The sequence below is a fragment of the Streptomyces sp. R28 genome (assembly GCF_041052385.1).
Taxonomy (GTDB): Bacteria; Actinomycetota; Actinomycetes; order Streptomycetales; family Streptomycetaceae; genus Streptomyces.
On the sequence record NZ_CP163439.1, the window covers coordinates 843,310 to 857,879 of the forward strand.

The 14,570-nt window shown below is 71.8% G+C and carries 12 protein-coding genes and 1 pseudogene; 6 read left to right on the top strand and 7 right to left on the bottom strand.

Annotation, left to right across the window (positions count from 1 at the left end; translation table 11 throughout):
• The first annotated feature begins 83 nt into the window (after window positions 1–83).
• Entirely contained in the window at window positions 84–1,469 is a 1,386-nt protein-coding gene (locus tag AB5J49_RS03550; protein ID WP_369166998.1) for an MFS transporter, read from the top strand.
• Window positions 1,470–1,533: 64 nt separating this feature from the next.
• Here the strand turns inward: AB5J49_RS03550 and AB5J49_RS03555 are convergent, their stop codons facing one another.
• From AB5J49_RS03555 to lnt, 4 genes are all read right to left on the bottom strand, one after another.
• Window positions 1,534–3,477, bottom strand: a complete 1,944-nt coding sequence (locus AB5J49_RS03555) for a helix-turn-helix domain-containing protein (protein WP_369166999.1) — start codon at window positions 3,475–3,477, stop codon at window positions 1,534–1,536.
• 76 nt (window positions 3,478–3,553) lie between these two features.
• Window positions 3,554–4,363 carry a 3-hydroxybutyrate dehydrogenase gene (locus AB5J49_RS03560; RefSeq protein ID WP_369167000.1) on the bottom strand — a complete coding sequence of 270 codons (810 nt, stop codon included), beginning with the start codon at window positions 4,361–4,363 and terminating at the stop codon, window positions 3,554–3,556.
• 54 nt (window positions 4,364–4,417) lie between these two features.
• Window positions 4,418–4,897, bottom strand: coding sequence for an NUDIX domain-containing protein (locus AB5J49_RS03565; RefSeq protein ID WP_369167001.1), 480 nt, complete (start codon window positions 4,895–4,897; stop codon window positions 4,418–4,420).
• Between the two features lie 67 nt (window positions 4,898–4,964).
• A complete protein-coding gene (gene lnt / locus AB5J49_RS03570) occupies window positions 4,965–6,575 on the bottom strand; it encodes an apolipoprotein N-acyltransferase (RefSeq protein WP_369167002.1) in 1,611 nt (536 codons plus the stop codon).
• Window positions 6,576–6,926: 351 nt separating this feature from the next.
• Between lnt and AB5J49_RS03575 the strand changes: the two genes are divergently transcribed.
• Window positions 6,927–7,994 (top strand): O-antigen ligase family protein, encoded by a 1,068-nt coding sequence (locus AB5J49_RS03575; protein ID WP_369167003.1) that lies wholly within the window; start codon window positions 6,927–6,929, stop codon window positions 7,992–7,994.
• A 79-nt stretch (window positions 7,995–8,073) separates the two neighbouring features.
• On the opposite strand, the gene AB5J49_RS03580 is transcribed toward AB5J49_RS03575, so the two are convergent.
• Window positions 8,074–8,616 carry a hypothetical protein gene (locus tag AB5J49_RS03580; RefSeq protein ID WP_369167004.1) on the bottom strand — a complete coding sequence of 181 codons (543 nt, stop codon included), beginning with the start codon at window positions 8,614–8,616 and terminating at the stop codon, window positions 8,074–8,076.
• 106 nt (window positions 8,617–8,722) lie between these two features.
• Window positions 8,723–9,508: a glutamate racemase gene (locus AB5J49_RS03585; RefSeq protein ID WP_369167005.1), complete on the bottom strand. Its 786-nt coding sequence runs from the start codon at window positions 9,506–9,508 to the stop codon at window positions 8,723–8,725.
• Between the two features lie 39 nt (window positions 9,509–9,547).
• Between AB5J49_RS03585 and AB5J49_RS03590 the strand changes: the two genes are divergently transcribed.
• The gene (locus AB5J49_RS03590) at window positions 9,548–10,741 is read left to right on the top strand and encodes a glycosyltransferase (protein WP_369175031.1); all 1,194 of its coding nucleotides are present in this window, start codon (window positions 9,548–9,550) and stop codon (window positions 10,739–10,741) included.
• On the opposite strand, the gene AB5J49_RS03595 is transcribed toward AB5J49_RS03590, so the two are convergent.
• Entirely contained in the window at window positions 10,742–12,040 is a 1,299-nt protein-coding gene (locus AB5J49_RS03595; RefSeq protein WP_369175032.1) for a TerD family protein, read from the bottom strand. It abuts the gene before it with no gap.
• Window positions 12,041–12,338: 298 nt separating this feature from the next.
• On the opposite strand from AB5J49_RS03595, the gene AB5J49_RS03600 reads away from it, so the two are divergent.
• The 3 genes and pseudogenes from AB5J49_RS03600 (at window position 12,339) to AB5J49_RS03610 (ending at window position 14,468) form a co-directional block, all read left to right on the top strand.
• Window positions 12,339–12,773 carry a DUF6643 family protein gene (locus tag AB5J49_RS03600; protein WP_369167006.1) on the top strand — a complete coding sequence of 145 codons (435 nt, stop codon included), beginning with the start codon at window positions 12,339–12,341 and terminating at the stop codon, window positions 12,771–12,773.
• A 58-nt stretch (window positions 12,774–12,831) separates the two neighbouring features.
• Window positions 12,832–13,682 (top strand): annotated as a pseudogene (locus AB5J49_RS03605) (MOSC domain-containing protein).
• A gap of 180 nt (window positions 13,683–13,862) precedes the next feature.
• Window positions 13,863–14,468, top strand: coding sequence for a hypothetical protein (locus tag AB5J49_RS03610; protein WP_369167007.1), 606 nt, complete (start codon window positions 13,863–13,865; stop codon window positions 14,466–14,468).
• The last annotated feature ends 102 nt before the right edge of the window (window positions 14,469–14,570 follow it).

The window sequence follows — 14,570 nt, forward strand, 5'->3', positions numbered from 1 at the left end:
CCACCACATGTGCCCCTGACCTGCACCTTCCTACGGTGTGCGAACACGTACCCGTCCCCACCGCACACGAGGAAGTGGCGAACATGGCCTCCGCAACCACCGCTCCCCCGCCCCCGGGCAACCTCAAGCGCATCGTCGCCGCCAGCCTCATAGGCACCACCATCGAGTGGTACGACTTCTTCCTCTACGGCTCCGCCGCCGCCCTCGTCTTCAACAAGCTGTTCTTCCCGGACTCCGATCCGCTCGTCGGCACCCTCCTGTCCTTCCTGACGTACGCCGTCGGATTCGCCGCCCGGCCGCTGGGAGCTCTCGTGTTCGGGCACTACGGCGACCGTCTCGGCCGCAAGAAGTTGCTGGTGCTGAGTCTGCTGCTGATGGGTGGGGCGACCTTCGCGATCGGGTTGCTGCCGACGCACGCGACCGTCGGGGCAGCCGCGCCCGTACTGCTGACCGTGCTGCGCCTGGTGCAGGGCTTCGCCCTCGGTGGTGAGTGGGGCGGGGCTGTACTGCTGGTGTCCGAGCACGGGGACGCGCGGCGGCGTGGCTTCTGGGCCTCGTGGCCGCAGACCGGCGCGCCTGCGGGCCAGTTGCTGGCGACCGGCGTGCTGTCCCTGCTGACGGCCCTGCTGTCGGACGGCGCCTTCAACACATGGGGCTGGCGGATACCGTTCCTGCTCTCGGGCGTGTTGGTGATCGTCGGTTTGTGGATTCGTCTGTCTGTGGATGAATCGCCCGTCTTCAAGCAGGCGTTGGCCCAGGCGGAGGCGCGCAAGGCCGCGCCCGCGGCGGCGGCCGAGAAGCTTCCGCTGGTCTCCGTGTTGCGGCACCACTGGCGTGACGTGCTGGTGGCGATGGGCGCCCGCATGGCGGAGAACATCAGCTACTACGTCATCACCGCGTTCATCCTCGTCTACGCGACCACCTCGGCCGGCGTCTCCAAGCAGACCGCCCTCAATGCCGTGCTGATCGCCTCCGCCGTCCACTTCGCCGTCATTCCGGCCTGGGGGGCGTTGTCCGACCGTGCCGGCCGCCGTCCGGTCTACCTGCTGGGCGCTGTCGGCGTCGGGCTGTGGATGTTCCCGTTCTTCTCGCTCATCGACACCGGCGGCTTCGGCAACCTGATCCTCGCCGTGACCGTGGGCCTGGTGCTGCACGGCGCCATGTACGCGCCCCAGGCCGCCTTCTTCTCCGAGATGTTCGCGACCCGCATGCGCTACTCCGGTGCCTCCATCGGCGCCCAGTTCGCCTCGGTCGCGGCCGGCGCGCCCGCACCGCTCATCGCGACCGCGCTGCTGTCCGACTACGGCAGCTCCACCCCGATCGCCCTGTACGTCATCGCCGCGGCCGTCCTGACGGTGATCGCGGTGGGCGCCGCCAAGGAGACCCGCCACCGGGATCTGGCCGACATCGAGTCCTCCACCGACGCACAGGACGCGACGGCGAAGGCGGCGGACGCGCACACCGTCTGACCTGACCTCCGGCCCACCCGGCCGAACCCTGGAACCGGCCCCTGTACGCCTGTGCGTACGGGGGTCAGCGCTGCACCGGTGCCGACAACCGGTGCAGCCGCAGCGCCAGTTGGACCTCCAGCGCGCGGGCGGGGCTCTGCCAGTCGTCGCCGAGGAGACGGCCGACGCGCTCCAGGCGCTGGGCGACCGTGTTCACATGGACGTGCAGTTCGTCCTTGGTGCGCGCCGGGCTCATCCCGCAGGCGAAGTACGCGTCGAGGGTGCGCAGCAGGTCGGTACCGCGCCGTTCGTCGTACGCGACGACCCCGCCGATCGTGCGGTCGACGAAATCCGCGATGTCCCGGTCCCCGGCCAGCAGCAGCCCCAGGAAGCCGAAGTCCTCGGCTGCGGCGCCGTCTCCGGAGCGGCCGAGCAGCCGCAGGGCGTCGAGGCAACGTCGGCCCTCCTCGTAGGCGGCGGCGACGACATCCGGGTGTGCGGCCAGGTCCTCGACCGGGGCGGAGGCACCGACGGTGACCGCCTCATGGACGGCTGTGCCGAGATGTCGGGCGGTGCGGCGGGCCAGGTCGGTGGCGGTGTCCCCCGCTTCGAGAGGCAGGAGCAGCACCGTGCCGCCGTCGCGGGCGGCGGCCAGGCCGTGCCGGGTCGCGGCGAGGTGGGACGCGGCGGACCACAGACGTCTGCGGGCGGCCGCCTCCTGGTCGGCGTCGGCCGCGACGGGGTCGAGGCGCGCGGCGAGCACGACATGCCCGGCGTCGAGGTCGGCGTCCAGTCGCGCAGCGCGCTCGCGCAGCAGACGCGGGTCACGGTCGCGGGCGTCGAGCAGGTCGTCCAACAGCTCGCCCCGGACGCGCTGTTCGGCCTCGGCGGCGGAGCGCCGGGCGAGGAGCAGGAGCGAGGTGACCATCGCGGCCCGCTCCAGGGTGCGCTGGTCGACGGGGTCGAGGCCGGGGTGGCCACGCAGCACCAGCGCGCCGAGCAGTTCGCCACCTGCGGCCACCGCGGCGATCCAGTCGTCGTCGTGCCGTACCGCGTGGCCTTCGGCGCGGGATGTCTCCAGCGCCCTGGCCGGTGCGGCGGCGGCCTCCGTGAACTCGACCATGCCGTCGAGGACTTCGGAGACCGCGGCGGCCACGTCGTGCACCCCGCCGCCGCGCAGCACGAGTTCGGCGAGTCGGTCGTGCACGTCCGAGGCTCGTTCGATGACTCCGCTGCGGTCCCGGATGATCTCGTTGGCCAGTTCCAGGTCGGCGAGGGCCGAGCGGGTCTCGGTGAGCAGGTTCGCGGTGTCGATGGCGGCCGCGGCGAGGGCGGCGAAGGAGCCGAGCAGCGCGATCTGCTCCCGCTCGAAGACCCGGGCACGCCGGTCCGCCGCGAAGAGGACGCCGATCACGTGGTGCCCCAGCATCAGGGGCCCCCCGAGGATGGCCACCAGCCCCTCGTCGCGCACGCCGGCGTCGATGGTGAGGGTGTGCTGGAAGCGGTCGTCCTTGAAGTAGTCGTCGGTGACATAGGGGCGGGCGGTCTGCGCGACGAGTCCGCCGAGGCCCTCGCCCATGCCGAGCCGCAGCTGCTGGAACCGGGCGGCGACCGAGCCTTCGGTCACCCTCATGTAGGTGTCGCCCCGGGCCGGGTCGTTCAGGCTGAGATAGGCGACGTCCGTGCCGAGCAGCGACCGGGCGCGCTGGACGATCGCCTGCAGTACGGCGTCCAGGTCCCGGAGACCGGCCAGGTCGTGGGCGGTCTCGAAGAGGGCCGACAGCTCGGCCTCCCGTCGGCGCCGCCCTTCCAGCTCGGAGCGCACGCGCAGCGCGAGCAGCTTGGCCTGTTCGAGGGCCACGATCCGCTCGGTCGGTCTGCCCTCGGCACGGGCGAGCAGCACCGGCTGCTCGTAGGCGTCGGCGGACGCACCCCTGGCCAGCAGCTCGAGGAACGGCGTCTCGGCGCTGCTCAGGGGCGCTCCGGCAGCGGCGGAACGCGAGGCGGACTGCACGTGATCGCGGGACATGCCCACAGGATTGCTCATCGCACCATCGCCCCGTCAGCCCTGTGGACAACTCGGAATTCGGTCGGCGTCGGCCCGCTCAGTGCGCGGTCCACCCGCCATCAAGTACGAGCGACGTGCCGGTCACGAAGGACGCCTGCGGGCTGCACAGGTACGCCACGGCCTCCGCGACCTCCTCCGGTTCGATGAGCCGTTTGACCGCGCTGTCCTGCAGCAGCACCTCGGACAGCACCCGCTCCTCAGGGATACCGTGCGCCCGGGCCTGGTCGGCGATCTGCTTCTCGACCAGTGGGGTGCGCACATAGGCGGGGTTCACACAGTTCGAGGTGACGCCATGGGGCGCGCCCTCCAGCGCGGCGGTCTTGGAGAGTCCCTCCAGACCGTGTTTGGCGGCCACATAGGCAGACTTGAAGGCCGAGGCGCGCAGCCCATGGACCGACGACACATTGACGATCCGGCCCCAACCCTGTCCGTACATATGGGGCAGGGCGCCACGGATGAGCCGGAACGGCGCCTCCAGCATCACGGTGAGCACCGTGTGGAAGACATCGGCCGGGAACTCCTCGATGGGGCTCACCAGTTGCAGCCCGGCGTTGTTGACGAGGATGTCGGTGCCTGTGGCGGCGAGTTCGGCGGCGTCCAGGTCGGTGAGGTCGAGGACGTGCGGTTCGACGGCGCCGGCGAGGCCCCGTGCTCGCTCGACGAGTGCCTCCAGGCCCGCGGTGTCCCGGTCGACCGCCCTCACCTTGGCCCCCGCGGCCGCCAACCGCAGCGCACAGGCGCGGCCGATGCCACCGGCCGCGCCGGTGACGAGGGCGGTGCGGCCACCGAAGTCGGGCGGGGAAGGCAGGAAAGGGCCGTGAGCCGGCAGGGTGCTGGGCGGGGTCATGGCACGACCCTAGGCAGCACCCTCGCCAGGCCACATATGGTCTCAACCCATACTTCAGTCAGAACTCATAGGCTCGAACCACGTGGGTTCATCGGACAGTGCCTGCTTGATCCGGAACAGCTGACGTTCATCCATCGCGGGCAGCGCGTCCACCTCGAACCAGCCGACCTGCAGCGATTCGTCGTCGTTCACCCGCGCCTCGCCCCCGACGGCTCGGCAGCGGAACGTGACGTCCATGAACTGGCACGTGTCGCCGTTGGGATAGGTGACCTCATTACCCGTCCTGACCAGGACGATCCGCTCGGCGACACACCGGACGCCCGTCTCCTCGTACACCTCCCGGACGGCGGCGACGGCAGGCTGCTCGCCCGGGTCCGGGATGCCGTTGATCACTGTCCACTTGCCGTTGTCCGCGCGCTGACCCAGCAGGACCCGCCCCTCGTCGTCGAAGACGACGGCGCTGACCCCGGGTAGCCACAGCAGTTGGTGACCGGCGGAGGCCCGGATCGTACGAATGAAGTCAGGAGTAGCCATGGCTCCGACCCTAGTGGGCCGGTGGCGGCGCCCCCGGCGGCTTCCGGAGGCGTCGACCGGCGTACGGCTACACGTCAGGGGTGCGTCGCGCGCGCATCCCGGCGCCGATCGCCCAGCCGAGGCCGCCCGCGGCGACCAGCACCAGGGCGATCTCCGGCAGGATGCCGAGCCGCGTGGCGGGCGTCTCGCTGGAGCGCAGCGGCACCTTCTGGACCAGCGAGTCGGCCACGAACATGCCCGTCTTCTGCGTGATCGTCCCGTCCGGCATGATGATCGCGCTGACGCCGCTGGTCACCGGGACGGTGACGGTGCGGCTGTGCTCGACGGCGCGGACGCGGGACATGGCGAGCTGCTGGTAGGTCATCTCGCTGCGGTCGAAGGTCGCGTTGTTGCTGGGCACGGAGATCATCTGCGCGCCGTCGGTGACCTCGGAGCGCACGGTCCAGTCGAAGGCCGCCTCGTAACAGGTGACGAGGCCGACCTTGGCGCCGTCCATGGTGAACACACCCGGCTCGCTGCCCCGGCTGAAGTCCTGGCGGACCATCGAGGTCCAGTTCTCGTTGATCGCCCCGACGAGCGAGCGCAGCGGCAGGTACTCGCCGAAGGGCTGGATCTGCCGCTTGTCGTACGTGTCGACGGGACCCTTGACCGGGTCCCACAGGATCTGCTCGTTGAGCAGCTTGCCGTCCCGCTCGACGACGCCGCCGACGGAGATGGGCACGCCGATCGTCTTGGCGGCCGTGTCGATGACGGCGCGCGCGTCGGCGTTGGCGAAGGGGTCGATGTCGGAGGAGTTCTCGGGCCACAGCACGAAGTCGGGCTGTGCGACCTTGCCCGCCTTGACCTCGGCGGCCAGACGCTCGGTCTCACGCGCGTGGTAGTCGAGTACAGCTCGCCGCTGGGAGTTGAAGTCCAGTCCGGCGCGCGGCACATTGCCCTGGATGACCGCGACGGTCGCGGTGCCGTCCTCGGCCTTGTCACTGACCAGCGGCCGTGCGGCCACAGCGCCCACCACCGGCACGGCCACGCTCAGCAGGGCGACCGCGGCAGCGGACCGCCGTACGGTCCGCGTGCGCCGGGCCTCGACAGCCAGGCGCACCACCTCGTAGAGACCGAAGCCGCAGAGAACGACCGCGAAGCCGAGCACCGGGGTGCCGCCCACCGCGGCGAGTGGCAGGAAGACGCCGTCTGCCTGGCCGAATGCGATCTTGCCCCAGGGGAAGCCGTTGAACGGCGCACGCGCGCGTGCCGCTTCTCCGGCGATCCACAGCGCCGCCGCCCACACCGGCCGGCCCGGCAGCTTCGACACCGCGGCGACTCCCGCGCCCACCAGCGCGACGAAGACCGCCTCGATCGCGACCAGCGCGAGCCAGGGGCCGGGGCCGACCTCCACTCCGGTCCACACCAGCAGCGGCAGCAGGAAGCCGAGGCCGAAGAGGTAGCCGAGGCCGAGGCCCGCCTTCCAACTGCGGCCGCGCAGCACCCAGCCGAAGACGGCGAAGGCAGGCAGGGCCAGCCACCAGAGGGTGCGCGGCGGGAAGCTGACGTAGAGCAGCACTCCGGAGAGCGCCGCGGCGAGGGCCGGAACCAGGCGCACGAGCCGTGCCGCGCGCGAGGCGGGCGCGATCTGCGGCTGCAGCTGGTCCGACTCGCCCACGGAAGTTGCGGTGACGGTCACTCCGGGAGTGTACGGCGGTTGACCTCGGCGCCGACAGCGCGGTCCAGTGGGGCCAGGGCTCCCACGTGGGCGCATGCGTCAGTCGGGTCCACGGCAAGGTCCGCTGCGGGCGCGGTTCCGCTACCGGAGACGCCGCGCAGTCGTCGGCCGACCGTCCCGCGCGGACGCCGTCGCCGACCCCGCGGCGCTCAGGCGACGCATCGTTCCTGCACGACACGTCCACAAATCGCCCATCAGCCGTTACGGTATGCCGGAGCTCAGTCGTACCGGCAGGTCAGGTCATGTCCGGACGGCGGGGCCGTCACAGGTCGGGGGACCGGTTTTTCGGGGGGCGGGGTGGATGTCACGGGGATGACGTCTGCGGCAGGTCCGGATGAGGACGGCGACAGACGAAACGTTTCTGATGCGGCGGGCGTGGTCGTGCTGGGGGCATGCGCCGCCTGGTCGCTGATCTCGGCCGCCGTGCACGACGGCCGCCCCGAGGGCGTGCTGCTCGCGATCCTCGCCGTGGCCGCCGGGTATGCCGCGGGCCGGATCGGCGGGGCGCTGCTGCCGGTCGCCGCGCCCTGCGCCGGAGCGCTGGCCGGAGTGGCCCTGACGCTGGCCGTACCGCACCTCGCCCCCGGTCCGCAGATCGTCGCCCCGCTGGGCCACGCCGGTGCCACGGCCGCCGTACTGACCCTCTCCGCCGGCGCCGCGTGCTGCGCCGCCTGGGCCGCCACGGCACCGGCCCTGCGACTGGGCCTGCGCGCGCTGGCCGCAGGAATCGCGGTGACGGCCGGCGCCCTCGGCTCGACCTCCGGCTTCGTCACCTGTACCGCTGTCGTGCTGTGCTCGCTCGCCGCCGGTCACATCCGCCACCGCGGCATGGGCATCGCGGGGCTGGCCGTGGGCGCGACCTCGGTCACCGGTCTGACCTGGGCGGTCGCCGGGCACGCGGTGCCCGGCGGAATCGCCGACTGGCTCGAGGGCCGGCTGACGCGGCACCGGGTCCAGCTGTGGCACGACGCCCTGCACCTGACGGGCCAGGAACCCACCCTGGGGGTGGGCCCGGGACGCTTCGGAGAACTCAGTACGACGGCCACCGAGACGCTTCTGTCCGACGGCAAGCCGCACTCGGCGCCCCTGCAGCAGGCGGCGGAACAGGGAGTGGTCGGCGTCATCCTCCTGGCGGCGGCCTTCTGCTGGATGCTGTTCGCGCTGTGGCGCACCACGCGCTCCACCCCGGTGGCCCTCACCGCGGGCGCGGCCCTGACGGCACTGGCGGCCATCGCCGCGGTCGGCAACGCGCTCAGCTTCACCGCGGTGTCGGTGGGCGCGGGCCTGCTGGCGGGGCTTGCCACGGCACGTCCCGTCACCCACGGACCGAGGGAGAGCGAGATCGACGTACGCGCGCGTGGCGAGCGTTTGATCCCATGACGCGGTGTGCGACGAAGGGGGGTGGGCCGCACACATGACTCCGAAGCCCCTCCCCCGCGGTGGCGGCAGGGCCCTTGATTCAGTGCGCCGTGCCGGGTGCCCGCGTCCGCAGGCGACCCCTGATCACCCGTACGGCCGCCTCCGCGTCGTCCACGGTGATCGTGAACGTATGGCCGTCCCACATCCGCAGGACCAAGCCCTCACCACGCCGTACGACGACCGCGGTGCCCTTCTCGGGCCGCCACCGGTAGCCCCAGCCACCCCAGTGACGCGGGGTGACGTGCGCGACGAAGTCGGCGCCCGCGACCTCGGACAGCGGAATGCGGCGGCGCGGCACACCGATGTGGCCGCAGCGCACCTCGAGGCACTCCTGGTCGACCTTCAGGGCGACATGCACGAACGCCAGGGTGCCGAAGAGGACCAGCAGTCCGGCCGCGATGCAGCCGATGACGGCCATCGCGAGCGGGGCGATGCCGCCCGTCCACGGCGAGTCGACAGCCAGCTCGACCCCGAGCGCCATGCAGGCGGCACCGACGAGCGCCAGCAGCCACTGGACCCGGTTGGTCGCCCGGCCGGTCCAGACATCGGGGTGCGGCTGCGCGCTGTGGGGGTGGTCCCTCATGGCTATGAGGTTACTCAGGTTTCGCTGCGTTGGTACCGCGCTGCAAAGGGTGACTACGCCGACCGAGGCCCGGACGAACCGACGCCGTCCGTTTCGCGACAGTCGGTCAGCGAGCGGGGCTGATCTCCCGCAGGAGACGGCCTTCCTCATAGGCGAGAGCGGGCTCGGGCAGCGCACCCTCGCGGCCGCTCAGCAACACCGTCAGGGTGCCGTTCGCCTCGGCCCCGGGGGCCGGCTGCTCGCCGATCCGGCGCAGCGCCTGGGCCGCGACCGCGCCGGCGGAGCCGTGCAGGACGAGCGGCGGGAAGCCGGGACGCTGGACGGCGGTGCGGATGCGCTCGGCGACGAGCTCGTAGTGCGTGCAGCCCAGGACGACGGTCGTCACGTCCTTGGGGGTCAGGGCGGCGGCCGCGGCGACGGCGGCCTCGATCGCCGTCTCGTCCGCGTGCTCGACGGCCTCGGCCAGCCCGAAGCACGGCACCTCGGTGACGGCCACGCCACCGGCGAAGTCTTCGATGAGACCGCGCTGGTAGGGGCTGCCGGTCGTGGCGGGCGTGGCCCAGATCGCGACGGGGCCGCCACCGGCCGCGGCCGGCTTGATCGCCGGAACCGTGCCGATGACCGGTATGCCGGGTTCGAGGCGGGCACGCAGGGTGGGCAGGGCGTGCACGGTCGCGGTGTTGCAGCCGATGATCAAGACGTCGGGCCCGTGCGCTGCGGCGGCGTCCGCGACGGCCACGGCGCGCTGCGTGAGGTCCTCGGGGGTCCTCGGACCCCAGGGCATGCCGTCGGGGTCGAGGGAGAGCACGAGATGTGCGTCGGGCCGCAACCGCCGGACCGAGGCGGTGGCCGCGAGCAAGCCGATTCCGGAGTCCATCAGCGCGATCTTCACCCGGCCACGATAGACGATGGGCCCTTGCGGGCCCCTCCGGTGGGGCAGACTGCGCGCGTGAGCGCCATCGCGTGGACTGCCGCCGGATCACTCGCCGCCTGGCTGTGGCTTCTGCTCTGCCAGGGCTTCTTCTGGCGTACGGACGTCAGACTTCCGCGGCGGACGGAACCGAAGGAGTGGCCGTCGGTCTGCGTCGTCGTACCGGCACGCGACGAGGCCGCGGTACTTCCCGCGAGCCTGCCGACGCTGCTCGCCCAGGACTACCCGGGGCGCGCGGAGATCTTCCTGATCGACGACGGCAGTTCGGACGGCACCGGGGAGCTGGCGCGCGAGCTCGCGCGGCGGCACGGCGGACTGCCGCTGACCGTGGACTCCCCCGGCGAGCCGCCCGCGGGCTGGACCGGCAAGCTGTGGGCGGTGCGACACGGCATCGGCCTGGCACGCGCGCGTGAGCCCGAGTACCTGCTGCTGACGGACGCCGACATCGCGCATGCGCCCGACAGCCTGCGGGAGCTGGTCGCGGCGGCGCGCACCGGGGGCTTCGACGTCGTCTCGCAGATGGCCCGGCTGCGGGTGGAGAGCCTGTGGGAGCGGCTGGTCGTGCCGGCCTTCGTGTACTTCTTCGCGCAGCTGTACCCGTTCCGCCGGATCGGTAAGAAGGGGGCTCGGACGGCGGCCGCGGCGGGTGGCTGCGTCCTGCTGCGCACCGAGGCCGCCGAGCGGGCGCGGATCCCGGACGCCATCCGGCACGCCGTCATCGACGACGTGGCGCTCGCGCGGGCCGTCAAGGGCAGCGGTGGCCGCATCTGGCTGGGGCTGGCCGAGCGAGTGGACAGCGTGCGCCCGTATCCACGGCTGAGCGACCTGTGGCGGATGGTCTCGCGCAGCGCGTACGCACAGTTGCGACACAACCCGCTGGTGCTGGCCGGGACGGTCGCCGGGCTCGCGCTGGTGTATCTGGTGCCGCCCGTGGCCCTGATCGCGGGTCTGGCCGGTGGGGATGCGGCAACGGCGGTCATCGGCGGTCTCGCCTGGCTGGTGATGACGGGGACGTACGCCCCGATGCTCCGCTACTACCGCCAGCCTCTGTGGCTCGCTCCCCTGCTGCCGTTCACCGCGTTCCTCTACCTCCTCATGACGGTCGATTCCGCGGTACAGCACTACCGGGGGCGCGGCGCGGCCTGGAAGGGCCGCACCTACGCGCGTCCGGACGCGGTGCCCGACGAGGGCTGACTATTTGCGGCCGGGCGTCCAGTTCATGCCCCACGCGTACGCGTAGTCGACCGTGCGCTGCGGGCTCACCCCGCGCTCGGGCACCAGGTAGCGAGCCTCGCGCTGGACGACCAGGTCGCTGCCGGTGTTGGTGATCAGGGCGAGTGCGCACACCGTGGAGGGGACCGTGCACTCGTCGAGCGAGAAGTCGATCGGCGCGCCGTGCTGCGGCGTGAGCGTGACCGTGGCGTGCAGGTCGGCGAAGGAACGCGCCCCTTCATAGATGGTCACGAAGATCAGGATGCGCCGGAAGGCCCGCTGGTGGTCGAGGTTGATGGTGAGGTTCTCGCCACTGGACACGGCGCCGGTGCGGTCGTCGCCGTCGAGGTGCAGGTACGGGGGCTGGTGCAGGGCGCCGAAGGCGTTGCCGAGGGACTGGATGACTCCCTTGCTGCCGTCGGTGAGCTCGTACAAGGCGCACAGGTCGAGGTCGAGGTCGTTGTGCATGGCGACCGGGCGGCCCAGCTTGCTCGCCCAGCCCGAGAACTGCTTGCGCACCTGCCAGTTGAGGTTCACGCGCATGGCGCCCGAGGTGCCGCCCTGCTTGGTCAGCGAGACGGAGGGGGAGGCCTTGGTGAGCGTCACCTTGCTCAGGCTGACCGGCGGCGCCTGGGGCGCGGGCGGGGGAACCGGGGGCATGGCGGGCGGCGCCATGGTGACCGGCGGCGCCACGGGTGGCGGCGTGGCAGCCGGGGGTGCGACCGGCGGGGCCACGGGGGTCGCAGGGGGTGCCGCTTGCTGGGGTTCGTCGACCGTGATGCCGTAATCGGTGGCGAGGCCCTCGAGGCCGCTGCTGTAGCCCTGGCCGACGGCGCGGAATTTCCAGGCACCCTGGCGACGGTAGAACTCACCGAGCACGAAAGCGGTTTCCACGGTGGCACCCGTGCTGTCGAAGCGGGCGACGACGGTGCCCTGGGCGGCGTCTTTGACCTCGATGCAGAGGTCCGGAACCTGGCCGAACGCACCGCCGTCCGCGGAGGCGGCGAGGATGACGGTCTCGATCGCGGGCTCCACGCGCGCGAGGTCGACGAGCAGACAGTCGGTCACCCGGCCGCCGACGTCCCGCTTGCCCTCGTGCCGGACGGCGCCGGAGGAGTGCACCGGCTGGTTGTAGAAGACGAAGTCACTGTCGGAGCGCACTTTTCCGCCGACGAGCAACAGTGCCGAGGCGTCCGCGTCGGGCACGCCCGGTCCGGAGCGCCAGCCCAATTCGACCCGCAGTGCCGTCGTCGGCACCGGAGCATTCGATCCTTTCGACATTGACATGTCCGCCCCCATCACGGGTCACCGCGCCAGGTAACGTCCCGGCAGCTCACTGGCTTCTTTACAGGGCCAACCTATTCCCCGCGCCAACGAACTCCCATGACGGTCACCGGAACACCGGAGGCCAACCCCCGGTAACCCGCCCGGAACTCGGCATTTACACGATCCGAGCGCGGATTGGCGTCCCTTTTTGCCAAGTTCGCTCGCATTGGGGATCCGGCGTCACTACGGACACGCAAAACAACCCTCTTATCGGTCTCCCCAACCAGCACATCGTGGGCTTAACGTATGCGCCATGACCTCCCCCCGCTCCACCTATGGCGGCGGCTACTACTCCGCCTCCTTCCCGGACACTCCGATCTACGACTCACTCGTGGCCGAGCGGGGCACCCCGCAGATCGCCCCGATCCGGGTCCCCGCCGCGTACGACATGCCGGGCAGCAATCTGCCCGCGCTGCCGTCCGCGCTGCCCGCCCTCCCGGCGGCCCCGTCCCAGCCCTCCTACGGATATCCGCAGGCACAGCAGCCCGCTCCGCTACAGCAGGCGCCCGCGGCGTACATCCCACAGCAGGCGGCCGCGCCGCGTGGCTATCCGGGTCCGCAGGCTCAGCAGCCTCGGCCGGTGGCGCCCGGCGGCACGGGCTACGAGGCGATGCGCCCCGCGGCTCCCCGCCCCGCCGCGGCTCCTTACCAGGACCCGTACAACAACCAGCAGTACCGCGGCTACTGACCCGTTCCCCCAGGCTGTCGGCCCCTCCTGGCACGACGGCCGCACGGGGCACACACGACTGCGGTCGGTTCACGTTCATCCGGTCAAGGCGTTCCGGGGCACCGCGCCCCGGGAGGCCGTCGTGGAGCCCTGGGGGCCGACCGGAGATCGGCGCTGGGTCCTGATCGACGACGGGGACAGGTCGTTACGGAGCGCCGACGACCGCGCTTCACGCACGCCGCCGCCGAGCTGCTGCCCGGCGGCGGCGTTCGGTTGTCCAGGCCCGGCACGGACCCGCTGACCTTGCCGGTGTCGCGGACGGTCGGCGCTGCGCCTGTGGAGATCGTCCGCGACTAGGTCGAGGCGGTCCTCGCCGCGGACGACGCCGCGCATGCCTGGTGCAGCGCCTGCCTCGGCGCCGACGTGCGACTCGCGTTGATGGGCGACCCCGGCATGCGCCGGGCATGTCGATCCGGAGTACGCCCGGCCGGGCGAGACAGCCGGCTTCGCCGACGGCTACCCGCGGCTGCTGCTCACCACGACAGCGTCCCTTGAGGCTCTCGACTCCCACATCGCGCAGGATGATCACGCGCAAGAGGGCATCCTGCCCATGAACCGCTTCCGGCCGAACGTGGTCGTGTCGGGCATCGCAGCCTGGGCCGAGGACGATTGGTCTCGCCTCATCATCGGCGAGGTGGCCTCCCGTGTTCCCGAGAAGTGCGGGCGGTGCGTGGTGACCACCACCGACCAGGCCCCCCGACCAGGCCACCACTGAGCAGGCCACCGCCGAGCAAGCAGGGAGCCCCTGCACACCCTCGGCCGACACCTCCGGCTGGACGGCGAGCTGGTGTTCGGCCAGAACTTGGTACCCCTTTCCCGCTTCCCCGCGGCACGATCCGGGTCGGTTGTCCGGTCACGATCCTCGACTGAGAAAGATCTGGCGGAGCGGCAGTGCGCGGGAACCGAGGCCGGGTGCCCGCGCGTTGGGCTTTTCGTGAGAAGTTCATGAGAGGACCCGAACTCAGGTGATTTCGCTCTCTCTTCGGCGGGGTCCGCGCGTGAACGGCTCGGTGAGGGGTTATCACGGAGCGGGAAGGGGGTGGGCGGACGATGCGGGCGATCAGCGGACTCTGGCGCTGGCGGCACAATCCGCTGCGCCGTGCGACCGACCTGGCCGAGGCCTGGGTCGCCCTCGGGGCCCTGCTGCTGATCCTGGTCGTCACGCCCTTCGTCGGAGCCCTGGCCGGCGGCACCGCCCAGGGCGTTCTGCAGAAGTCCGTCCGCGAGCAGCGCGCGTCCCGGCACCTGGTGACGGCGACCGTGATCCGCAAGCTGGAAGGCTCTTCGCTGGACGCGGACCCCGAGGTCACCACCGGGCGGGACCTGAGAACCAGGGTCGTGGCCGGCTGGACCGCACCGGACGGCAGCGTGCACCAGGGTTCGGTCATGGCGAGCCTCGACACCCCACAGCCCGGCGAGCGCTTCACGATGTGGACGGACCAACAGGCCCGCCCGGTCGCCCGCCCGTTGGACCCCGCGACGGCGGCGACGCACGCGGTGCTCGCCGGGTTCGGCGCGGCCCTGCTGGCCGTCGGCCTGGTCGAGGGCATCAGACGGCTGGTCGTCTGGCGCATGGTCCGTCGCCGGTACGCCCGTTGGGACCAGGCGTGGGACAAGGCGGGTCCGGACTGGGGCCGCACCGGCACCGGCAGTTGACGGCCTTCCGGCTCTGGTCAACCCACCGCCCGCGCGCACGCTACGGTGGACCGGCTGAACTCTTCGGCAGCGAAACCCGCGTACTTCGAGGTGGGGGCACAT